We start from the raw sequence: 20,608 nt of genomic DNA on the forward strand, positions 1-20,608 counted from the left end.
ACGACTCCATGCTTTACTGAATGCAAGTTGAAGCAGTGTTGCGACGATGGCTGGAACTCAAGAGCGAGTTGGGGATCCTCTACCGGAACGACTTCAACCGCAACGTCATCGACAAGCTGCTCCGCGACTCGGGGCTCGCTTTCCATCCGCTCTTCGTCGCCGAGCCGCACATCTTCATCTCCCGCAAGAACCCACTCGCCGCCCGTGAGCGCGTCACCCTCGCCGATCTCGCCGACGTGCCGCGGCTCACGTTCGACCAGGGCGCGAACAACTCCTTCTACTTCGCCGAGGAGATCCTCTCCACCCTCTCGAGCCCGCAGGAGATCCGGGTTTCGGACCGCGCGACCATCTTCAACCTCATGATCGGGCTCGACGGGTACACCATCTCGACAGGCATCATCAGCGACGACCTCGACCCCGAGATCGTCGCCATCCCGCTCGATGTCGACGAGCGCATCGAGATCGGCTGGATCGGCCACTCCGCGATCCCCCTCACCGAGCAGGCGCAACGTTTCCTCGCCGAACTGAGAACCGTCGTCTCGGGGTTCGGGGTGGCCTTGCTCGGCTGACTCTGTCCTCCGGTCGGTCCGATACGCGAGCATCAGTCGATCGGTTGAATGCGCACCTAGGTCGTGCACAGCTTGAGGCCTTGGCGATTCCGGGCACAGAGAAAGCCCCGGAATCTTCTCACAGACCTCGGCCCATGCGCTGAGATTGCCGAACGGGCTGCTGGTGTTGTTGATGAGCCCTTCGTTCGTTCCCCGGGCTTGTTTGCTTGGACCACTTCTAGTGACCAAGAGAGGAACAGGACTGACGCCACGACGCGCGGAGCACCCTAGGCCGAATCCTCCTGCAACTGCCAACTTCTCCTGCAGATGGAACGCAGCGCTGACTTCAAGCTATGACCTCGGGCGACGCCTCAGGCCACGCCCTCAGGCGTCGAGGTGGTCACCGTCGACGATGGCATCCTCCGCGGCCTCTTCGGCTTCGGCGCCCTCTTCGGGTGATTCGGACCCGGCCTGGGCGGCAGTGTCGTCAGTGTGCTTCTGCGGATCCTTCGGATCACTCATGATTTCTCCTTCGTCGAATCCGACGACCGTACGCGCACGTCAACACCTCGAGTGAGGGCCTTGACGGATGCCGTCGCACCAGACTCACCGCGGATCCGCGGACGCCTGAGGTCGATCAGGTGCCCGTCCCCACCGAATATTACTATCGCGGCGGCGCTCGTGAGCGACGTGGGCAGGGTGGGATCTTCAACACAGCCATCCCAGAACAGCATCATCCCGATCCGAGCGCTTTTGCGTCGACCTGGTCACGGTCGGCATGTACAACCTGAGCGAAGACGACGTGGCACTCCTGCGACGGGTGTTCCCGTAGTCAAGCCCCGCGGCTGTCGTCCGGCCCGCTTGTACGCTCGACCAATGCCGTACGGCCCCTCCTCTTCCCTCGCGACTCCCGCTGACCCCGCGGTCGCGCACCGGCGTCAGCCCCTGCTCGCGCACGCGGCAGTGAACGCCCGGCCCCTGGCGCTGGTCTACCGGATCATCGCGTTCGCGCTCATCCTGGCGGGGGTCGTCCGCAACTCCGGGGTGTTGTCCGGGGCCCCGGACTGGTCGACCCTGCTGTTCTACACGATGATCAGCAACCTCCTCTGCCTCGGGTGGATGCTGCTGCTGATCATCCGCACCGCGCGGGATCTGCGTCGATTGGGCAACTCCGGTACCTCGACTCCGAGCGCGAGAGGAAGCGGGGCGGTGATGATGGCGATCTCCGTGACCATGCTCATCTATCTGATCGTGCTGGTGCCGACTCGGTTCCAGCAGGGCGACGCCGACATCTTCTCCCTCACCGACATTCTCATCCACATCATCACGCCGTGCCTGGTGATCGGCGACTGGCTGCTCTTCGTCCCGAAGGGCACGTTCCGCTGGATCGATCCTCTGCGCTGGACACTGATCCCCTACGCCTACCTGGTGTTCGGCTTCATCTACGGTGCGCTGGGCGGAGAGTTCACGCCCGGACAGACCTATCCATACCCGTTCATGAACATCGAGAAGCTGGGTCTGGGCGGCGTCGCCCTGTGGATCGTCGCCCTTTCTGCCGCGCTCGTCGCCGTCGGCTTCCTCTTCGTCGCCATCGACCGGATGCTCGGCGCTGCCGGTCGTCACATCGCTCTCTGAGGCCAGGGGCGAATCCTCCTGCATCTGGCTGACACCTGACGCATGCACCGCCCCCTCACCTCGCCCCCAGGGCCCCACGGATACACTCGACCGATGCCCGAAACCCCGAACGACCCGACCGATGCGTTCGTCCGCGTTCGCGGCGCCAACGAGAACAACCTCAGGAACGTCGACGTCGATGTGCCGCGCAACAGGATCGTCGCGTTCACCGGCGTCTCCGGATCGGGCAAGTCCTCCCTGGCATTCGGCACCATCTTCACCGAGGCCCAACGCCGCTACCTCGAGTCCGTCGCCCCGTATGCACGGCGCCTCATCCAGCAGGGTCATGATCCGCACGTCGAGTCGATCTCGGGCCTTCCCCCGGCCGTCGCCCTGCAGCAGCGCCGCGGCGCCCCCAGCTCGCGATCCAGCGTCGGTACCGTCACCACGCTGTCGAACTCGCTTCGGATGCTGTTCTCCCGCGCCGGCACCTTCCCCGAAGGGTTCACGACGCGCCTCGACTCCGACGCGTTCTCGCCGAACACCGCCGCCGGCGCCTGCCCCGAGTGCCATGGCATCGGCGTCTCGCACACCGTCACCGAGGACTCGCTGGTACCCGATCCCACGCTGAGCATCCGCGACGGCGCCATCGCCGCCTGGCCGGGCGCGTGGCAGGCGAAGAACCTGCGAGACATCACCATCGCGCTCGGGTACGACGTCGAGCGCCCGTGGCACGACCTCGATCAGGCCGACCGCGACTGGATCCTCTTCACCGACGAGCAGCCGGTCGTGCAGATCACCCCGCAGCGCGACCGCGTGGCGAAGCCTTACAACGGCATGTTCTGGAGTGCGAAGAAGTACGTCTTCCATACGCTGGCCGACTCGAAGAGCCAGATGATGCGCACGAAGGTGCTGCAGTTCGTGCGGTCGGGCCCGTGCCCGCTCTGCCACGGCACAGGTCTTCGCCGCGAGGCACTGGCCGTCACGTTCGCCGGGCGCACGATCGCCGAGCTCAACGCCCTCCCGATGACCGAACTCGCCGAGGTGTTGCGCCCGACCACGCAGCTCACGGACGCTGCGCACGCGCTGCCGACCACGCACTCCGGCGAGCGCACTGATGTCGCCGTCGCTCTCACCACCGATCTCCTGGCGCGCATCACCGTGCTCACCGACCTCGGCCTCGGGTACCTCGGACTCGGCCGGGTGACGACCACGCTCTCCCCCGGCGAGATGCAGCGGCTGCGGCTCGCCACCCAGCTGCGGTCAGGGCTCTTCGGTGTCATCTACGCGCTCGACGAGCCGTCGGCCGGCCTGCACCCCGCCGATGCGGAGCCGTTGCTCGACGTCTTGGAACAGCTCAAGCGCTCGGGCAACTCGGTTTTCGTGGTCGAGCACAACATGAATGTCGTCCGCCACGCCGACTGGATCGTCGACGTCGGCCCGGGAGCGGGCGAGGGCGGTGGTGACGTGCTCTACAGCGGAGCGGTCGACGGACTCGCCGCGGTCGAGGCATCCGTCACCCGGCCGTTCCTCTTCCCTGATCAGGGCACCACGGCGGCAGACCGCCGCGACGTGCGCGAGCCCGCGAACTGGCTCACCGTCGAGGGCATCACTCTGCACAACCTCGCCGACGTCGATGCGGCCATTCCGCTCGGCACCTTCGTCGCGGTCACCGGTGTCTCAGGGTCGGGCAAGTCGACGCTCGTGAGCCGCGTGCTGCGTGATGTCGTGCGCGAGCATCTGCGCTCGGGCCGCGACGACGGCATCGATGATCCGGACGACGACGCCACGACCACCGACCTCGCAGGCGATGACGCGGGTCTCACCGAGGCGACGGTCCCGGATGCGCACGCCGACACTCTGACGGTGCGCCGTGCCACGGGGCTCGAGCACATCGACCGGCTCGTGCGCGTGGATCAGAAGCCGATCGGACGCACCCCTCGGTCGAACCTGGCGACTTACACGGGCCTGTTCGACGCGGTCCGGACGATCTTCGCGAAGACCGACCTCGCTCGGGAGCGCGGGTATACCGCCGGACGCTTCTCGTTCAACGTCGCCGGTGGACGCTGCGAGACCTGCCTCGGCGAGGGGTTCGTGTCGGTGGAGCTCCTCTTCCTGCCCGGCAGCTATGGACGCTGCCCGACCTGTCACGGCGCCCGGTACAACGCCGACACTCTCGAGGTCACCTACGACGGCAAGACGATCGCCGATGTGCTCGCGCTGACGGTCGAGCAGGCATCCGACTTCCTCGCGCCGGTACCGGCGGCTGCGCGCAGCCTGCAGGCCCTCCTAGAGGTGGGACTCGGCTATCTGCGACTTGGTCAGCCCGCGACCGAGCTGTCGGGCGGCGAGGCGCAACGCATCAAGCTGGCAACCGAGCTGCAGCGTGTGCGCCGAGGCCACACCCTCTACTTGCTCGACGAGCCGACGACGGGCCTGCATCCCGCCGATGTGCGGCGGCTGCTCGCGCAGCTGCACGCGCTGGTCGACTCCGGAGACACGGTCGTGGTCGTAGAGCACGAGATGGATGTCGTCGCCGCCGCGGACTGGGTCGTCGACCTCGGCCCGTCGGGTGGGGATGCCGGCGGGCGCATCGTCACGACGGGAACACCGGATGCCGTGGCGAAACACCCCGCGAGCCGTACGGCCCCGTATCTCGCCGAACGACTCAACCGTTGACCCGTCCCGAGTGGCTCAGCCCACCGCACGTCGGATACCCGGCACAACGAGGATCAGCGAGTACTGGAAGCGGTACGCGCCGCTGCCGCGAGGGGCGTCAGTTTCCGCAGCAAAGATAAAGGGCCGATCCATTCGTATCGGCCCTTTTTGCTTTGGTCGGGCTGACAGGATTTGAACCTGCGACCCCTTGACCCCCAGGCAGCCCCGAGCGGCATTCTGAGGCTGACGACAGCTCGCGCCTCTTCCCGTATCGCCATGTCTTTTCGGGAATCTCATCATGCTCCGGGAGAGCTGGCGGGGACCTTCGGGAACACTCGGGAGGCGTCGTTGGAGCCCTTTCGGAGCCCTCGGAGCCAGCTCTAGAAGGTCGGCAGGCTTAGAAGATTGTTGTTCCACTGTCCGTCAGCGTAGGTATGAAGATACGGCTGACCGTTGCTTGGCTTGACGACACCCACCTGTGATCGACCGCTGCCACTCCCGACGTAGGCCTTGCCGCCGCCCTCAACCCAAGCCACGACGCTGGGCTTGTCGTTGTCGCGTGTCTCGTTCGTTTCGAGACCATGCCACTTGTAGCGAACGATTTCGTCTTCGGTCTTTCGGGTGCTCCCGTACCGCACGTGTGTGATCTGAATTGACATCTGCGTCCCCAGTTCTGCCGCGTCCTTCGCGACGTGGGGCCAGCATGGCATGAGCCTCCGACATGTCGCCCGGCTAACGGTTTGGTCACCCCTTCTAGAGTGCGATGTCCTCTGCGATACGAAGGTAGGGGCGCATATGCGGGTCCTCGAACTGATAGAGATAGTGCTTCCTCGCTCCGGTTCGTCGCAGGATGCTGCCGTGCTTCGCGGTCGAGAGTTGTGCGAGCGCGGTGTGCATGAAGGTGTACTCATCTCGCGGCCCTATCTTCTCCGCCCACATCGTCTGCACGTCCGCGCTCGACCAAACCCGCTTTTCGGATGCGGCGAGCATCCGCATGATCTGGAGCCGTGGTTGCACCTCACCGCCCGCTTCTCGCGCCTTGCGCGTACGTTCCGCATAGGTCGATGTCACAGCCGTGGCCGAGCGCTTAAGGGCCGCGGCGAGGTCGTGGTCAGAGATGATTTCGCTCTTGGTCTTCAGCACAGTCCGAGCGACGTTGAGGCCAAGCAGATGAGCGAAGTATGGAAAGCCGTCACTGTAGAACACGAAGCTATCGACTATCGGGCCGTCAGCTACGATGCTGAGCTTCTTGAATCCTCGCGTCAGCACTTCTCGAAGCTCGTCGTCGGGCATTCGCGGCACGCCAATCTCTGTCGTGCGTCTGCCATAAGACCTCGACGCTCCGAGCAGACTGTGAGCATCTTCGGCGATTCCGATGACGACGGCCTTAACATCGCCACCGTCGGAGTCTGCAGCGCGATCTGACAGCTGCTCGAGCGTCTGTGCCACGAGTTCGCGCGTCTCCAGAAGCTTGATGTTCTGGAAGTTATCGAGAACAATCACGGTTCGACCAACGCGCGGGAGCACCTCGGCTAGCACGTCGATTGCATCTTTCTCTACGATCTCGTAGTCAGATTGCACGCCGCCGGTGGCCTTGATCGTACCCGACAGTTTGGCGAACCAGGGCACTTTGCCTTCGGCTGTTGCTGACGCTTCGACGCTCCCGCTCTTGCGCATCGCGATCTTCTTGACCTGCACCACCTTGCGAACCAGCGCGTCGAGAATATCGGCGTGCGACATGGAAGAGACACACTCCACGACCACAGTTCCGAGGCCCTCGTCTTCCGCCGCGTACTTGAGCAGGGACGACTTGCCCACCCCTGTATCGCCATAGAGGAGAATCTGGCCTCCACGCTCGCGGAGTGCATCCTGAAGTGTGTCCTGAAGCCCCGGGTTGCCTTCGAGGTCGGGTTCGTTGCGGCGGGCAAACATCTCGCGGGTGACGATCGTCTTCGGCGTAAACACATCTTCGGGTCTCGTCGGCTGCATAGTTACACAGTACTGTCGACGCACCGAGTGCGACTCGAATGGGCGTACCGGCTCACACCGCGCTGCCTTCTCCGTACACATCTCGGCCGCGACAGCGGTACTGACGCCCGTTCGAGGCATTGGCCGATAGATTCAAGCTGCGCAGCGTTTGGACAGAAAGGATAGGTATGAGCGAAGTCAACTTCCATAGATATCGGGAGTACGTTCGCGCTCGGGTCGAGGCCAACAACGCGATGATCGCGCTGCTCGCGGGTTCACGCCTTGCGGCCCACAGTCTTCAACTACACGAAGGCTCGCCTCATCAGCTCCCCGGACTCTTTCCAGCAGTCAAGGACATAGATCGGTTCAACCTGCTGCCCGGACGTGCGTCCGAGTTGCTGCTTGACGCGGATGCGCACTTGGCAGCCGTTGCAATCCCATACGCGTTGGCCGTATACGAGGCATTCGTCAAAGACGCAATCGCTCTAGTTGCGGAGGATGGCTTTGCCGTGTCCGCTGCACGTGGCGCTCTGAACGCAGGGCGCATGCATCAAACCCTGTACGAAGCAGTCGAGACCGAGCAGCCCAATGACACCATCGCGATGTTTCATCTCCTGCGCACCATCCGCAACGCGCAGATCCATCATGCAGGAGCAGCAACGTCCGAGTTGCTCGAAGTTGTCTCGTCACTTTCGATAGAGCAACGTCAGCGCTGGGAGAGCCTCGTGATGGGACCTCTTGACGACATGCTGGTTGATGATCGCCTGAGCCTCACGATCGGCCATCTCATTGCTGCCTTCGCTGTCACCAAAGAAGGTGCGAGGCGCATCAACCAACTTCTCGTGATCAAGCTGAGTCGCCGAACGTGGGCCGAGATGGCCGTCCGAGACTATGCAGAAACAGCAAACCACCCAATCAACAGTCGTCAGTGGAAAAAGGGGCTGCTCGGATTCGTTCGGTTCAACTACCTCGGTGGCATTGCCCTCTCAGACGGAGAGATGCGCGATGCCTCAGTGAGTACAGGACTCTGGACCTCGCCATCGTGGTGAGAACAAACACGGGGGCTCTGTACCCATTGAGCTACATCCGGCTAAGCCGAAGCCAGGAGTCGAACCTGGGTCTCCACTGTTTTTGTGCGAACTGAGATCTCGCTTCTCGCGCCACTTTCTGGCATCCGCTTTTGTGACAGCCTACACGAAGACTGACATGATACGCATCCTGATCGCTCGTGTGTCGAGACAGCACTGAGTACTGTTCAAATGTGGATTCATCGAACATCATCAATCTCGCACTGATGGGCGTCACCGCTATCGGTGTCCTCGTCGCGATCTATCAGGCCAAGGAAGCCCGCGCTGCGCGCCTCGACGCACAGCAGGCGCGAGATGATGCCGAGGCGCACGAGAAGGCGGCTCTAGTCGCATCTCAGGAGTCAGCCTCAGCCGCAGGCCGATCCGCCATCGCGCTCGAAGAGGCTAACGAGATTGCGCGCCAATCGCTTCCCCGCGATCCATGGATGCTGGTTCCGCATAGCAAGAGCAAGTACGAACTTAGGAACGACAGCCCAGACACGCTTTGGGCGGTCACCGTGATCCAAGCGGACGGAGGCAATGACGTGTCGCCCTTCGTAGACATGCCAATCCCGCAACTTCACCCCGGCGAGTCGATCTTCTTCAGCTATGAGAAGTCCTTTGCCAGCCCAGCGTCAGCCACGATCATCGTGTCGTGGGGCTACCCGGACTCGACGGAGCAAACCACCTGGCGACGAACTCTTAGTTGATTCGCCTGTGGGCACCTGGAGGCCTTTTGGAGCCCTCGGCGATTCTCAGACATGCAGAAGGCCCGGAGACTCTTGCGAGTTTCCGGGCCCTTCTCGGTCGGGCTGACAGGATTTGAACCTGCGACCCCTTGACCCCCAGTCAAGTGCGCTACCAAGCTGCGCCACAGCCCGTTGTCTTGCGCTCTCGCGCAGGCAACTCCACTATCTTAGCCGCACCCAGGCGCCATCGCGAACCGCCACTCTTGCCCGTGTCGGTGACGCGGCGTAGCCTGCCCGACATGTCAAAGATCACGACGACGCTCGCGAGCCCTGACGTATGGGACGACATCCAACACGCCCTCAGCGGAGGCGGCGACGGCCGCAGCTGCCAGTGCGTATGGCCGGTGCTCACGAACAAGGAATGGGACGCGACCGACCTCGACGAACGCACCGCGATGTTCCAACGCGAGGTCGCTTCCGAAAGACCACCGGGACTCGTCGCGTACATCGACGGCGAGGCTGCCGGGTGGATGCGCATCGGCCCTCGCCCAGCCCAGCACCGCCTCGCCCGGACGAGGAACATCATCACCATCACACGCGAACCGCTCGATGAAGACGCGGTCTGGGCCGTGACCTGTTTCGTCGTGCGCAAGGAGCACCGCGGCCAGGGATTGAACAAGGCACTCCTCGAAGCGGGCATCGAGTTCGCCCGAGCATCCGGAGCCCGCGTCATCGAGGGATACCCGATCGACACCTCCGTCACGCAACCTCGCGTCAACGACCTCTTCCACGGTGCTCTCACGACCTTCGTCAACGCCGGCTTCACCGAAGTCGCCAGCGCCAAGCCGGGCCGGCCGTTGGTGAGCCTGAAGCTCGCAGGCTGACCACTGGCACAGCGTCCAGTTCCGACGAACCTACGATGGAGGGATGCAACGCAGCACCGCCGATCGAACGCTCCTCGCGTGGGCATTCGTTCCGTACGTCGTGATCTCGATCGTGCACGTCGTCGCCCTCTCGCTGCAGAGTGACATCGCCTCCCCCACCAAGCTGTGGCTCATGCCCCTGCTCGCCGTGCCGGTGCTGCTGTCGATCCGCCAGCGCCCCATGATCGCGATCGTGCTGCTGCTCGCCGCCATCGCACTGTCATGGCTAGGCGACGGCGCCGGCGCGCTCTTCCCCGGTGGACCAGAACTTCCGCTGATGCTGATGTTCTTCGGTCTCGCGCACATCGCGTACATCGTTCTGTTCACGCGCGCGCTCGCCGTGCGCCGGATGCCGTGGTGGGCCCTCGTCTACGCCGTGTGGTGGATTCTGATGCTGATCGTGCTGGGCCCGCACACCGGCGCTCTGTTCTTCGCCGTCGCCGCCTACGGACTGGTGCTCGGCGGCACAGCGGCGTTCTCTACACGCTGCCATCCGCTGGTCGTGTGGGGCGGCATCTTCTTCCTGATCAGCGACACCGTCCTGGCCTTCCGACTCTTCACACCCGACGCCATGCCGCACTGGACGAGTCCCCTCGTGATGCTCACCTATACGCTCGGCCAGGGGCTCATCGTCGCAGGTGCCCTCACGAGCCTGCGAGCAAGGAGAAGCGCATGACGAATGCCCCCGCGCAGGACAAGCCGGTGCGAGTCGACAGCTGGCTGTGGGCGATCCGCGTCTACAAGACCCGCTCGGCCGCCACGACCGCCTGCCGCGCGGGGCATGTACGAGTGAACGGCGAGAAGGCGAAGGCCGCGCAGACGGTGAAGCCCGGCGACGAACTACGCGTGCGCATCAGCGGCTTCGACCGCATCCTCATCGTGCGAAAGACGCTGGTGAAACGCGTCGGTGCACCGGTCGCCGCCCTCGCGTACGACGATCGGACTCCTGCACGTGAGCCGCAGGCGATCATGGGCATGCGGGATCGCGGCGCAGGTCGCCCCACCAAGCGCGAGCGCCGCGACATCGACAAACTGCGCGGACGCGACGACTACTGACCCGCGAGCACGGCGGCTCAGTCGAGCTCGGCCCGAAGGCTCGGCCATGACGCGGCGAAACCCGGATGCAACGGACGATCCACGACCTCGTCCACCGGAACCCATTCGAGAGCCACGCTCTCCGGGTCGCTGATCACCGGTGTGAAGGGTTCGACCACATCCGCGACGACCGTGGTGTACGACCAGATCTTCAGATCCAGCACGCTCGTGAACCGCACTTCCACGGCTCCGTCCGGGATTCCGGCCTCTTCGGTGGCCTCGCGCAGCGCACCGTCGACCGCCGATTCGCCCTCGTGCAGCGCTCCACCTGGCAGGCCCCAAGTACCGCCGAAGTGGCTCCAGCTCACGCGGTGCTGCAGGAGGATGCCGCGCTGCGCGTCGACCGCGAGCAGCCCGGCGGCACCGAAGCGCCCCCAGTACTTCTCCCCCGTCTCAGCCACGACCCACGCGTCGCCAGGATCGCGCGGCCCGTCTGGGCGCCGCGGTTCACCGGGTGCGGGAGGAATGATCGTCACCCCTTCAGCTTTTCACAGCATCCGGATATCGGGGCGCCCGTTGCGCTACGTTTCGACTCACCTTCGGCTCGCTCAACGCGTTTCGTCTCGCTGACGCTCGCTCAACGACCCGCGGAAGGCGCCGAGCTCTGGGACAATGAAGCCGTGAAGCTTCTCGTCGCCGCCCTCGAATCCGAACTCGTCGCCTTCTCCGGGCCCCTGGACGGCTTCGACCGTCTCGTGACAGGTCCCGGCAAGCTCAAGGCCACTTACGGTCTCACTCGCGCGCTCGATGCAGGCACCTACGACGAGATCCTCGTCGTAGGCACCGCTGGCGCGCTCGATGAGACGATCGGATCCGGTGTCCACGAGATTCACTGGGCGTTCCAGCACGACGTCATCAACGAGGAGGGCGTGCGCGGCGAGCACGTGTCAATGCCCCAGCGCATAGACCTCGGCGCCGGCGACGTCTCCATCGCCACCGGCGACAGCTTCATCGACGATGCCGAGGCGGTCGAGGTGATCCTGGCGCTCGGTGGCCGCCTGGTCGATATGGAGTCATACGCGTACGCCTGGGTGGCCGCACAGTTCGGGGTGCCGATCCGCATCTGGAAAGCTGTCTCCGACAACGCCAAGGATGGCGCGAACATCACGTGGGAAGAAGCGGTCACCGACTGCAGCCACCAACTGCGCGAGCACATGCGCGAGGTCTACGGGGTCTGATCTGCAGCCGCCTCAGCTCCAGCTCACCGACTCGCGGCCAGCACTGCCGCAAGGCCCTCCTGAAGATCCCTGACGAAGTACTCCGGCACTTCCAATGACGGGAAGTGTCCTCCGGCTTCAGGCAGGTTCCAGCGGACTATCTGCCGATATCGCTCCTCGGCCCACGCCCGGGGTGTGCGTGACTCGATGTCACCGGGATACATCGTGATGGCTGACGGGACGTCCACGCGAAGGTCCGGGTCGAGCGAGTGCGGGCTCTCGTAGTAGATGCGTGCCGCCGACGCACCCGTGCGCGTCAACCAGTAGAGAGTGACGTCATCCAGGATCCGATCTCGCGAAATCGTCTCGAACGGGCTGTCGTCGGTGTCCGACCACTCAGCGAACTTGTCGAGGAGCCAGGCGAGAAGCCCCACCGGTGAGTCGACGAGCGAGTAGCCGATGGTCTGCGGCCTGGTCGCCTGCTGCTTCGCGTACGCCCGGTGGTGCTGCCAGAAATCCTGTGTCTGCTCGACCCATTCGCGTTCGATCGCCGACAACAGGTCCGTCGTCATTCCTGGCGGAGCCAGTGCGAAGGTCGTGTGGATGCCGAGGACATGCTCGGGGAACACTCCCCCGAGAACCGTGGTCACATTGCCACCCCAGTCGCCACCGTGGGCGACGAACCTGCGGTAGCCCAGCCTCTCCATCAGCTCGACCCAGGCCGCAGCGATCTTCTCGACTCCCCATCCCGTCGCCGTCGGCTTGTCGCTGTACCCGAATCCCGGAAGCGACGGCACCACGACGTGGAACGCCGGCGCGTCCGCGTCTTCAGGATCGGCCAGTTCATCGATCACGTCGACGAACTCGGCGACGCTGCCCGGCCAGCCGTGCGTCATGATCAGCGGGGTGGCATCCGCGCGCGGAGACCTGCGATGCAGGAAGTGGATGCCCAGACCGTCGATGATCGTACGGAACTGGCCGATCTCGTTGAGGCGTGTTTCGAACGCCCGCCAGTCATACCCCGTGCGCCAGTAGTCGACCAGATCGACAAGGTCGGCGAGAGGAACGCCCTGTTCCCAACGGCGTCGGCCGGGGGCGGCGCGGAAGACCGTCTCGGTCTCCGGTAGACGCGCCGCCGCCAACCGCGCGCGCAGATCGTCGAGCTCTGCATCGGTCGCGTGGGCTTCGAACGTGTGAACTTCGCGGGTGGTGTGCGGCATGTGACCTCCTCCACAAAGGCTGTCACATGCCTGCGACACCCGACCCGTGAGTCGTCAGCTCAGCACGGGCGTCGCGACGCCGGCCCGCAGACGTTCCGCAGCCAACTCTTCCGCCGCGGCCAGCGGCGTGATCCCGCGCTCTTCCGAATCGGCGAGGATCCTGCGCACGGTGTCGCCGATCTGCGAGACGCGCTCCATGATCTCGGCACGCGTTCCGCGCTGCTTGGCCTCGTTGTCGAGATAGATCACGCCACCGGCGTTGACGACGAAGTCGGGGGCGTAGACGATCCCGCGCGCGGCCAAACGATCGGCACCGCTGTGCGATGCGAGCGGGTTGTTCGCCGGCCCGCAGACCGCCGAGGTCGCGAGGGCATCGATGACCTCATCCGTGAGCAGACCGCCAATGCCCGCCGGCACGAAGACGTCCGAAGCGACGAGGTGTTCCGTTCCCGGCTCCGACCACGTGGCACCGAGCTCGCCGGCGAGGTGACGGCGCTCGGGGTTGACGTCGGTCACGGTCAGCAGAGCGCCCTCGGCCGAGAGCCGCACCGCCAGGCGACCGCCGACCTGGCCGAGTCCCGAGATCGTGATTCTGCGGCCCGCGACGTCAGCCGAGCCGGTCGTGCGCTCCAACACGGCTCGCAGCGACTCGTAGACACCGAGGCTCGTGGGTCCGGCCGGCTCGCCTGATCCGCCGGACGAATCCGGGAGTCCGACGACGTGCGTCGTCCGTTCGCCGACGACAGCCATGTCGTCCATGGTCGATCCGACGTCCTCCGCCGTGCGGTAGAGCCCGTCGAACGACTCCACGGCATCGCCGAGGTCGAGGAACGCGGCACGGCGGCGCTCCGCGTCGAGCACCGTTCCGGGTTCCAGTCCGATGACCGCTTTGCCACCACCGGCATCGAGGCCGGCTGTGGCGTTCTTCAGCGTCATCGCGGCAGAGAGCCGCAGCGCGTCGCCGAGAGCGTCGCTCCAGTGCGGGTATGTCCACAGTCGTGCACCGCCGAGCGCTGAGCCGAGCACAGACGAGTGCAGAGCCACGGCGATGAACAGGCCGCTGCGCCGACCTGTGATCACCTCCACGCGTTCGTGGGTGAAATCGGGCAGGGGCAGGGTGTGCGTCATCGCATCCTCTTTCGGCGGGCCTTGTGGGCACAGAAGGTGGATGCCGCCTTGTCGCAGCATCCACCTTCTATTGCACCACTCTGGCCGCCGAACGGCAACCGTCAGGTCACGAGCGCTGGCGCTTCTCCCGCACGCGCATGTTGATCACGATCGGCGTGCCGTCGAACTCGTACAGCTCGCGCAGACGGCGCTGGATGAAGCGGCGGTAGCCCGGATCCAGGAAGCCAGTGGTGAACAGCACGAACGTCGGCGGACGCGTCGACGCCTGCGTGCCGAACAGGATGCGCGGCTGCTTGCCGCCACGCAGCGGGTGCGGGTGCTCTGCGACGAGCTCGGAGATGAAGGCGTTGAACTTGCCGGTCGGAATACGGCGGTCCCAGTTCTCCAGCGCCGTCTCGAGTGCGGGGACCAGCTTGTCGAAGTGACGACCGGTCTTCGCCGAGATGTTCACCCGCGGCGCCCACGCGACGTGCGCGAGGTCCTGCTCGATCTCGCGCTCGAGGTAGCGACGGCGATCCGCGTTCTCCAGGTCGATGTCGGTGAGGCGATCCCACTTGTTGAACGCCAGCACGAGAGCACGGCCCGACTCCAGCACGAGGTCGATGATGCGCACATCCTGCTCGCTGATCGTCTCCGACACGTCGAGAACGACGACGGCGACCTCGGCCCGCTCAAGAGCGGCAGACGTGCGCAACGAGGCGTAGAAGTCGGCACCCTGCGAAAGGTGCACGCGGCGACGGATACCGGCGGTGTCGACCAGACGCCACAGCTTGCCGCCGAGTTCGACGACGGTATCGACCGGGTCACGGGTGGTTCCCGCGATCTCGTTGACGACAACGCGCTCTTCGCCCGCGGCCTTGTTCAGCAGCGACGACTTGCCCACGTTCGGGCGTCCGAGGATCGCGACACGGCGAGGGCCGCCGATCTCGTACTTCGCGACAGATGAGATGGAGGGCAGCTTCTCGAGCACGGCATCCAGCAGATCTGCCACGCCGCGGCCGTGCACGGCCGAGGTCGGGTACGGCTCGCCGAGACCGAGGCTCCACAGGGCGGCGACCTCAGGCTCCTGACGGGCGTCATCGATCTTGTTGGCGACGAGGAACACGGTCTTGCCGCTCTTGCGCAGCAGCTTCACGACGTGCTCGTCGGTGGAGGTGGCTCCCACCATCGCATCGACGACGAACAGCACGAGGTCGGAAAGGTCGATCGCGACCTCGGCCTGAGCTGCCACGGAGCGGTCGATGCCCTTGGCATCCGGCTCCCAGCCTCCGGTGTCGACCAGCGAGAAGCGCCGGTCATTCCATTCGGCCTTGTACGTCACGCGGTCGCGGGTGACACCGGGGGTGTCCTCCACGACGGCTTCGCGGCGACCCAGGATGCGGTTCACGAGCGCGGACTTGCCCACGTTCGGGCGCCCGACGATCGCGACGACCGGAAGCGCGGGCAGGAATTCGATCCCGCCCTCGCCCTGGGTGATGCCGGCCAGAAGCGCGGCGTCATCCTCGTCCAGGTCGTAGTCGGCGAGACCGGCGCGCAGAGCCTCCGCGCGCTGTTCGGCGAGCTGCTCGTCGAGCTCATCCATCTTCTCGGCAAGACGGTCGGGACCGCCCTCATATTCTTCTTCAGCGGCCATGTTCCGCTCCTTGCTTTCGTTCGATCACCGCGAGTACGGCGTCGATGGTCTGTGGGAAATCGAGTTCAGTCGAATCGACGACTTCGACGCCTTCTGCGGCGTTGAGGAAGTCGACGACGGCGCTGTCCGAGGCGTCGCGCTTGTGCAGCGCTTCGGCCACGACAGCAGCATTCTCACCGGCGAGTTCGCCGGCGCGTCTGGCCGCCCGTACCTCGGGAGCGGCGGTGAGAAGGATGCGTACGGGGGCGTCGGGAGCGACCACTGTGGTGATGTCACGCCCTTCGACGACGACGGCCGGATATGGGGCTGCCGCCACCAGCGAGCGGAAGAAGATGTTGACCTGCTCGCGCACCGCCGGCACGCGAGCCACGCCGCTGACAGCGTCAGAGACACGCGGGTCGCGAATCGCGGTGGTGATGTCGCTCTCGCCCACGGCGACGGTGCGATCGTCGGGGTCAAGACCGAGACGAAGATCGAAATCGGATGCCGCGGCGAGCACCGCATCAGCGTCATCGGTGTCAGCACCGCGGTCAAGCACGTGCCAGGCGAGGGCGCGGTACGCGGCGCCGGTGTCGAGGTATCCGTACCCGCGCGAGCGCGCCACGGCCTTCGAGACGCTCGACTTGCCAGACCCCGCCGGTCCGTCGATCGCGATGAAATCACTCATTGGTCGCTCCTGCAATCCGCCATCCGCGCTCCTGCAGTCCTTCGATCGCGCCGCGCAGCGCGGCCGGGGCCACACTGATCTCCGCGAGGCCGAACTGTGCGCCCGGCGAATGCTCCAGGCGCAGGTCTTCCACGTTCACTCCGAGCTCGCCGAGTTCACCGAACAGTCGGCCGAGCTGACCTGCTGTGTCGTCGACCATGACGACGAGCTGCTCGAACTTGCGGTTCTGGCCGTGCTTGCCCGGCAGCCGGTCCACGCCGTCATTGCCCTGGCGGATCGTCTCGGCGACCACGCGCCTGGCTCCGGGTTCGGCCGGGGCACGAAGCGCATCCGAGACCTCGCGCAGGTCGTCGGCGAGGGCATCGAGGATCTCGACGACCGGCTGCGCATTCGCGCCGAGGATCTGCACCCAGAGTTCCGGAGCGGATGCCGCGATGCGTGTCGTGTCGCGCACGCCCTGGCCCGCGAGTCGAAGCGCGCCCTCGTCAGCTGTCGCGAATCGTCCGGCGAGCAGGCTGGCCACGACCTGCGGCACGTGCGAGGTCAGTGCCACCGAACTGTCGTGCTCTTCCGGCGTCATCTCCAGCGGCATCGCGCCGACGTCGAGCGCGAGTGCTTCCACCAGTGCGAGGTCGGCCGGGCGGGTCTGCTCGTCACGGCAGACGACCCATGGCCTGCCGATGAACAGGTCGGCTCGCGCCGAGATCGCTCCCCCGCGCTCACGACCGGCGAGCGGGTGCGAGCCGATGTAGCGAGTGGTGTCGACGCCCCGTGCGTTCAGAGCGCGGAACGGCTCGAGTTTGACGCTCGCGACATCGGTGACCACGGCATCCGGAAAACCGTTGAGCTCTGCTTCGATGACGTCGGCGGTGACGTCCGGCGGTACGGAGACCACGATCAGGGCCGGAGAGTCGCCGTCCTGCGCGACCCGGCCTGCACCGTAGTCCACGGCGAGGCGCAACTGCGACGGCGACGTGTCGGACAACACGACGTCGACGCCCTTGGCGCGCAGCGCATGCCCGATGCTCGCGCCGAGCAGACCAGCGCCGACGATGCGGACCGTCCCCGAGAGCCGCGGCGCGATGCCGCTGCCATTGGTTCTGGCCGTGTCGCTCACTCGGTCTCCTGGGCGTCTCCCGGCGTAGCGTCCGCAGGGGAATCGTGGCGCGCGAGAGTCAACAGCGCACCACGTTCGATTTTACTCAGTTCTCGCGTCTTCCCCGCAGGGAGCGTTCCCAGGTGGAGCGGTCCGAACTGACGGCGGACGAGTTCCGTGACGGGGTGACCCACTGCGGCCATCATCCGACGGACGATCCGGTTGCGTCCGGAGTGCAGGGTGAGCTCGACGAGGCTCGATTCCGATCCGACCTTCGACACGTCGAGCAGTCGCGCCTTGTCGGCCTTGATCGGACCGTCGTCGAGGTCGAACCCCTTCGTCAACTTCGCGATCGTCTGCGCTGTGACGACCCCCTCGACCTTGGCGATGTAGACCTTGGTGACGCCGAACGACGGATGCGCGAGCACGTGCGCGAGTTCGCCGTCATTGGTGAGGATGAGCAGGCCGCTGGTCTCGGCATCCAGGCGGCCGACGTTGTACAGCCGCTCTTCCCACTCCTCCGTGAATCGGCGAAGATCAGGGCGACCGTTCTCGTCCTTCATGGTGCTGACCACGCCGGTGGGCTTGTTCAGCATGACGTAGCGCTTGGAGACGTCGAGCTGGATCGCGGTGCCGTCGACGTCGACCAGATCGGTCTCCGGGTCGATGCGGCGCCCGAGCTCTTCCACGACCTTGCCGTTGACGCGGATGCGCCCTTCCACGATGTACTGCTCGACCACGCGGCGGGATGCGACACCGGCCGCGGCGAGCACCTTCTGCAGTCGGACACCTTCGGGCGGCGTGGTGGGTGTGTCTGTGACATCGGTCATCTGATGGTTCCTTCGTCGAAGCCGTCTGCACCATCGTCGAGCAGCGGAGAGATCGGGGGCAGCTCGTCGAGCGAGTTGATGCCGAGGTTCTGCAGCAGCGCGTCTGTGGTGCCGTAGTTGATGGCGCCGGTCTCGGAGTCGGCGAACAGTTCGGTGACGAGTCCTCGTGCGAGCAGTGTGCGCACGACGGAGTCGACGTTGACGGCCCTGATCGACGCCACCTGGCTGCGGGTTACCGGCTGCTTGTAGGCGATCACCGCGAGGGTCTCGAGCGCCGCCTGCGAAAGCCGTGCCGGCGCCTGCCCGCCGACGAACTCCGCGACCAGGGCATCGTGATCGTCACGCACGTACAGTCGCCATCCGCCGCCGACCTCGCGCAGCTCGAACCCGCGGCGTGGGCCATGACCGTTGCCGTCGTAGTCGTCGACCAGCGTCTCGATCGCCTGCCGAACGGCCGGTACCGGAGCGCCGACGGCCGCGGCCAGCGCGACGAGGCCGAGGGGCTCGTCGATGATCAGCAGAATGGCCTCGAGCTTCTCGGTCAGCGGTGTGTCGATCACGGTGTCGGCGGGTGCGTCGGCGGGTGTGCCCACAGGCGTCTCATCGGTCATAGTCGGCTCCCAGGCTCGCGAGTGTCTCGTCCGACCAGGAGTCGGCTGCCCAGCGCAGCGTCAGCTCGCCGAGCGGTTCCAGTTGTTCGAAGGACAGCGCCGCATGCCGGTAGAGCTCGAGCACGGAGATGAACCGGGCGACCACGATTCCGGGCTCGGTCGAGCCCGCGATCAACTCACGGAAGGTCAATGACTCGGCGCTGCGCAGCAGCGTCACCACGATCGCCGCCTGCTCCCGGATGCTGACCAGCGGCGCATGCAGATGATCGAGGCCGACGTTGGGGATCTCCTTGGGCGCGAACGCGAGCAGCGCGATGGCCGCGAAGTCGTCCACGCTCAGTGTCCACACCAGCTCCGGCGTCCGCGCACGGTGCTTCTCGTCCAGGCGCACGGCCCTCACGTGGCGTCGGTCCTCACGCTGCAGGCAGCGGGCGAACCACGTGGAGACCTCCTTGAACGCGCGGTACTGCAGAAGGCGCGCGAACAGCAGGTCGCGTGCTTCGAGCAGCGCGACGGCCTCGGCATCGACGAGCTCGCCCTGCGGCAGAAGACCTGCCACCTTCATGTCGAGCAGCGTCGCTGCGACCACGAGGAACTCGGATGCCTGATCGAGCTCCTGATCGTCGCCGTCGATCTCCTTCATGTACGCGATGAACTCGTTCGTGACCGCGCTGAGTGACACCTCGGTGATGTCCATCTCGTGCTTCGAGATGAGATTCAGCAGGAGGTCGAACGGGCCGTCGAAGTTCGTCAGCGAGACGCGGAATCCTGATTCGACGTCAACAGGCTCAATGGGCTCAACAGGCTCAAGCGACGGCGCCACGGGCGACCAGTTCCCGCGCCAGTCGCAGGTACGCCTGTGCGGCGGCATGCTCCGGCGCGAACTCGGTGATGGGAACCCCTGACACCGATGCGTCGGGGAACTTCACAGTGCGTCCGATCACGGTCTCCAGCACGTCCTCGCCGAACGTCTCCACGACCCGCTCCAGCACCTCGCGCGAGTGCAGGGTACGCGAGTCGTACATCGTCGCGAGGAGCCCGTCGAGAGTGATCCCGGGGTTCAGGCGGTCCCGCACCTTCTCGATCGTCTCGATGAGCAGCGCCACGCCGCGGAGCGCGAAGAATTCGCACTCCAGCGGGATGAGCACGCCGTGGCTTGCCGTGAGGGCGTTCACGGTGAGCAGCCCGAGCGAGGGCTGGCAGTCGATCAGGATGACGTCGTACTCCCCCGCGACCTGTCGCAGCACCCGCGCCAGGATCGTCTCACGGGCGACCTCGTTGACCAGGTGGACCTCGGCGGCGGACAGGTCGATGTTCGCCGGCAGGACGTCGAGCCCCTCCACACCGCTGGGCACGATCACCTCGTGCACGTCGCGCTTCGTGTCGAGCAGTAGATCGTAGATCGTGGGCACGTCGTGGGTCTGGATGCCGAGACCGGCCGAGAGCGCGCCCTGCGGGTCGAAGTCGACCGCGAGAACCTTGCGGCCGTACTCGGCGAGCGCTGCGGCGAGGTTGATCGAGGTGGTCGTCTTGCCGACGCCGCCCTTCTGGTTGCACAGCGCGATGATGCGGGCGGGGCCGTGGGAGCCGAGCGGCGCAGGCGTCGGGAAGCCGTGATACGGACGCCCGGTGGGTCCCATCGGGGTGTCGCCGACGTTCGACGTCTTTCCCTTGGACTTCGCCACTTTCTGAGCCACCGATTCT

The 20,608-nt window shown here is 65.5% G+C and carries 20 protein-coding genes, 1 tRNA gene and 2 pseudogenes; 9 read left to right on the forward strand and 14 right to left on the reverse strand.

Annotation, left to right across the window (positions count from 1 at the left end):
- Positions 1-56 precede the first annotated feature (56 nt).
- Positions 57-569: pseudogene (locus IEV67_RS18510) on the forward strand (LysR family transcriptional regulator substrate-binding protein); the annotation flags it as partial.
- A gap of 363 nt (positions 570-932) precedes the next feature.
- Here the strand turns inward: IEV67_RS18510 and IEV67_RS18515 are convergent.
- Positions 933-1,070 carry a hypothetical protein gene (locus IEV67_RS18515; RefSeq protein ID WP_188438237.1) on the reverse strand — a complete coding sequence of 46 codons (138 nt, stop codon included), beginning with the start codon at positions 1,068-1,070 and terminating at the stop codon, positions 933-935.
- Between the two features lie 354 nt (positions 1,071-1,424).
- Between IEV67_RS18515 and IEV67_RS18520 the strand changes: the two genes are divergently transcribed.
- Positions 1,425-2,183 (forward strand): Pr6Pr family membrane protein, encoded by a 759-nt coding sequence (locus tag IEV67_RS18520; RefSeq protein WP_188438208.1) that lies wholly within the window; start codon positions 1,425-1,427, stop codon positions 2,181-2,183.
- Between the two features lie 93 nt (positions 2,184-2,276).
- On the forward strand, positions 2,277-4,841 hold the full coding sequence (locus tag IEV67_RS18525) for an excinuclease ABC subunit UvrA (RefSeq protein ID WP_188438209.1): 2,565 nt from the start codon (positions 2,277-2,279) through the stop codon (positions 4,839-4,841).
- A gap of 359 nt (positions 4,842-5,200) precedes the next feature.
- Here the strand turns inward: IEV67_RS18525 and IEV67_RS18530 are convergent, their stop codons facing one another.
- Together IEV67_RS18530 and IEV67_RS18535 are read right to left on the reverse strand one after the other, a co-directional pair.
- Entirely contained in the window at positions 5,201-5,479 is a 279-nt protein-coding gene (locus tag IEV67_RS18530; RefSeq protein ID WP_188438210.1) for a DUF3892 domain-containing protein, read from the reverse strand.
- 94 nt (positions 5,480-5,573) lie between these two features.
- A complete protein-coding gene (locus IEV67_RS18535; protein WP_188438211.1) occupies positions 5,574-6,809 on the reverse strand; it encodes an ATP-binding protein in 1,236 nt (411 codons plus the stop codon).
- Positions 6,810-6,976: 167 nt separating this feature from the next.
- Here IEV67_RS18535 and IEV67_RS18540 point away from each other — a divergent pair, with 167 nt between their 5' ends.
- Both IEV67_RS18540 and IEV67_RS18545 read left to right on the forward strand, forming a co-directional pair.
- A complete protein-coding gene (locus tag IEV67_RS18540) occupies positions 6,977-7,837 on the forward strand; it encodes a hypothetical protein (RefSeq protein WP_188438212.1) in 861 nt (286 codons plus the stop codon).
- Positions 7,838-8,049: 212 nt separating this feature from the next.
- A complete protein-coding gene (locus IEV67_RS18545) occupies positions 8,050-8,565 on the forward strand; it encodes a hypothetical protein (protein WP_188438213.1) in 516 nt (171 codons plus the stop codon).
- 97 nt (positions 8,566-8,662) lie between these two features.
- Here the strand turns inward: IEV67_RS18545 and IEV67_RS18550 are convergent.
- Positions 8,663-8,736: transfer RNA gene (locus IEV67_RS18550), tRNA-Pro, on the reverse strand.
- 107 nt (positions 8,737-8,843) lie between these two features.
- On the opposite strand from IEV67_RS18550, the gene IEV67_RS18555 reads away from it, so the two are divergent.
- Genes IEV67_RS18555 through IEV67_RS18565 form a run of 3 tightly spaced genes read left to right on the forward strand, consistent with a single transcriptional unit; the run spans position 8,844 to position 10,523 of the window.
- Entirely contained in the window at positions 8,844-9,428 is a 585-nt protein-coding gene (locus tag IEV67_RS18555; protein WP_188438214.1) for a GNAT family N-acetyltransferase, read from the forward strand.
- 43 nt (positions 9,429-9,471) lie between these two features.
- On the forward strand, positions 9,472-10,143 hold the full coding sequence (locus IEV67_RS18560) for a lysoplasmalogenase family protein (protein WP_188438215.1): 672 nt from the start codon (positions 9,472-9,474) through the stop codon (positions 10,141-10,143).
- The gene (locus tag IEV67_RS18565) at positions 10,140-10,523 is read left to right on the forward strand and encodes an RNA-binding S4 domain-containing protein (RefSeq protein ID WP_188438216.1); all 384 of its coding nucleotides are present in this window, start codon (positions 10,140-10,142) and stop codon (positions 10,521-10,523) included. The genes IEV67_RS18560 and IEV67_RS18565 overlap by 4 nt, the downstream gene beginning before the upstream one ends.
- 23 nt (positions 10,524-10,546) lie before the next feature.
- Here the strand turns inward: IEV67_RS18565 and IEV67_RS18570 are convergent.
- Positions 10,547-11,038: pseudogene (locus tag IEV67_RS18570) on the reverse strand (NUDIX domain-containing protein); the annotation flags it as partial.
- A gap of 144 nt (positions 11,039-11,182) precedes the next feature.
- Between IEV67_RS18570 and IEV67_RS18575 the strand changes: the two are divergent.
- The gene (locus tag IEV67_RS18575; RefSeq protein ID WP_188438218.1) at positions 11,183-11,740 is read left to right on the forward strand and encodes a phosphorylase family protein; all 558 of its coding nucleotides are present in this window, start codon (positions 11,183-11,185) and stop codon (positions 11,738-11,740) included.
- A 23-nt stretch (positions 11,741-11,763) separates the two neighbouring features.
- Here IEV67_RS18575 and IEV67_RS18580 read toward each other — a convergent pair whose 3' ends face one another.
- The 9 genes from IEV67_RS18580 to IEV67_RS18620 form a co-directional block, all read right to left on the reverse strand.
- On the reverse strand, positions 11,764-12,939 hold the full coding sequence (locus IEV67_RS18580) for an epoxide hydrolase family protein (RefSeq protein ID WP_188438219.1): 1,176 nt from the start codon (positions 12,937-12,939) through the stop codon (positions 11,764-11,766).
- Positions 12,940-12,993: 54 nt separating this feature from the next.
- A complete protein-coding gene (locus tag IEV67_RS18585; RefSeq protein WP_188438220.1) occupies positions 12,994-14,067 on the reverse strand; it encodes a Glu/Leu/Phe/Val dehydrogenase family protein in 1,074 nt (357 codons plus the stop codon).
- A 106-nt stretch (positions 14,068-14,173) separates the two neighbouring features.
- A complete protein-coding gene (gene der / locus IEV67_RS18590; RefSeq protein WP_188438221.1) occupies positions 14,174-15,700 on the reverse strand; it encodes a ribosome biogenesis GTPase Der in 1,527 nt (508 codons plus the stop codon).
- Entirely contained in the window at positions 15,690-16,367 is a 678-nt protein-coding gene (gene cmk / locus IEV67_RS18595; protein WP_188438222.1) for a (d)CMP kinase, read from the reverse strand. The genes der and cmk overlap by 11 nt, the downstream gene beginning before the upstream one ends.
- Positions 16,360-17,484 carry a prephenate dehydrogenase gene (locus tag IEV67_RS18600; RefSeq protein ID WP_188438223.1) on the reverse strand — a complete coding sequence of 375 codons (1,125 nt, stop codon included), beginning with the start codon at positions 17,482-17,484 and terminating at the stop codon, positions 16,360-16,362. Before IEV67_RS18600 ends, cmk begins: the two co-directional genes overlap by 8 nt.
- On the reverse strand, positions 17,481-18,293 hold the full coding sequence (locus tag IEV67_RS18605; protein WP_188438224.1) for a pseudouridine synthase: 813 nt from the start codon (positions 18,291-18,293) through the stop codon (positions 17,481-17,483). The genes IEV67_RS18600 and IEV67_RS18605 overlap by 4 nt, the downstream gene beginning before the upstream one ends.
- Positions 18,290-18,904 (reverse strand): SMC-Scp complex subunit ScpB, encoded by a 615-nt coding sequence (gene scpB / locus IEV67_RS18610; RefSeq protein WP_188438225.1) that lies wholly within the window; start codon positions 18,902-18,904, stop codon positions 18,290-18,292. Before scpB ends, IEV67_RS18605 begins: the two co-directional genes overlap by 4 nt.
- Positions 18,894-19,727, reverse strand: coding sequence for a segregation and condensation protein A (locus IEV67_RS18615; protein ID WP_229703364.1), 834 nt, complete (start codon positions 19,725-19,727; stop codon positions 18,894-18,896). Before IEV67_RS18615 ends, scpB begins: the two co-directional genes overlap by 11 nt.
- On the reverse strand, positions 19,711-20,544 hold the full coding sequence (locus IEV67_RS18620) for a ParA family protein (protein WP_188438235.1): 834 nt from the start codon (positions 20,542-20,544) through the stop codon (positions 19,711-19,713). Before IEV67_RS18620 ends, IEV67_RS18615 begins: the two co-directional genes overlap by 17 nt.
- Positions 20,545-20,608 lie beyond the last annotated feature (64 nt).

The sequence above is a fragment of the Microbacterium murale genome (assembly GCF_014635185.1).
Classification (GTDB): Bacteria; Actinomycetota; Actinomycetes; order Actinomycetales; family Microbacteriaceae; genus Microbacterium; species Microbacterium murale.

Bases quoted from the DNA above. Each gene is read 5' to 3' on its own strand.
- IEV67_RS18515 (WP_188438237.1), bottom strand. From the start codon at position 1,070: ATGAGTGATCCGAAGGATCCGCAGAAGCACACTGACGACACTGCCGCC.
- IEV67_RS18520 (WP_188438208.1), top strand. From the start codon at position 1,425: ATGCCGTACGGCCCCTCCTCTTCCCTCGCGACTCCCGCTGACCCCGCG.
- IEV67_RS18525 (WP_188438209.1), top strand. From the start codon at position 2,277: ATGCCCGAAACCCCGAACGACCCGACCGATGCGTTCGTCCGCGTTCGC.
- IEV67_RS18530 (WP_188438210.1), bottom strand. From the start codon at position 5,479: ATGTCAATTCAGATCACACACGTGCGGTACGGGAGCACCCGAAAGACC.
- IEV67_RS18535 (WP_188438211.1), bottom strand. From the start codon at position 6,809: ATGCAGCCGACGAGACCCGAAGATGTGTTTACGCCGAAGACGATCGTC.
- IEV67_RS18540 (WP_188438212.1), top strand. From the start codon at position 6,977: ATGAGCGAAGTCAACTTCCATAGATATCGGGAGTACGTTCGCGCTCGG.
- IEV67_RS18555 (WP_188438214.1), top strand. From the start codon at position 8,844: ATGTCAAAGATCACGACGACGCTCGCGAGCCCTGACGTATGGGACGAC.
- IEV67_RS18560 (WP_188438215.1), top strand. From the start codon at position 9,472: ATGCAACGCAGCACCGCCGATCGAACGCTCCTCGCGTGGGCATTCGTT.
- IEV67_RS18565 (WP_188438216.1), top strand. From the start codon at position 10,140: ATGACGAATGCCCCCGCGCAGGACAAGCCGGTGCGAGTCGACAGCTGG.
- IEV67_RS18580 (WP_188438219.1), bottom strand. From the start codon at position 12,939: ATGCCGCACACCACCCGCGAAGTTCACACGTTCGAAGCCCACGCGACC.
- IEV67_RS18585 (WP_188438220.1), bottom strand. From the start codon at position 14,067: ATGACGCACACCCTGCCCCTGCCCGATTTCACCCACGAACGCGTGGAG.
- der (WP_188438221.1), bottom strand. From the start codon at position 15,700: ATGGCCGCTGAAGAAGAATATGAGGGCGGTCCCGACCGTCTTGCCGAG.
- cmk (WP_188438222.1), bottom strand. From the start codon at position 16,367: ATGAGTGATTTCATCGCGATCGACGGACCGGCGGGGTCTGGCAAGTCG.
- IEV67_RS18605 (WP_188438224.1), bottom strand. From the start codon at position 18,293: ATGACCGATGTCACAGACACACCCACCACGCCGCCCGAAGGTGTCCGA.
- scpB (WP_188438225.1), bottom strand. From the start codon at position 18,904: ATGACCGATGAGACGCCTGTGGGCACACCCGCCGACGCACCCGCCGAC.
- IEV67_RS18620 (WP_188438235.1), bottom strand. From the start codon at position 20,544: ATGGGACCCACCGGGCGTCCGTATCACGGCTTCCCGACGCCTGCGCCG.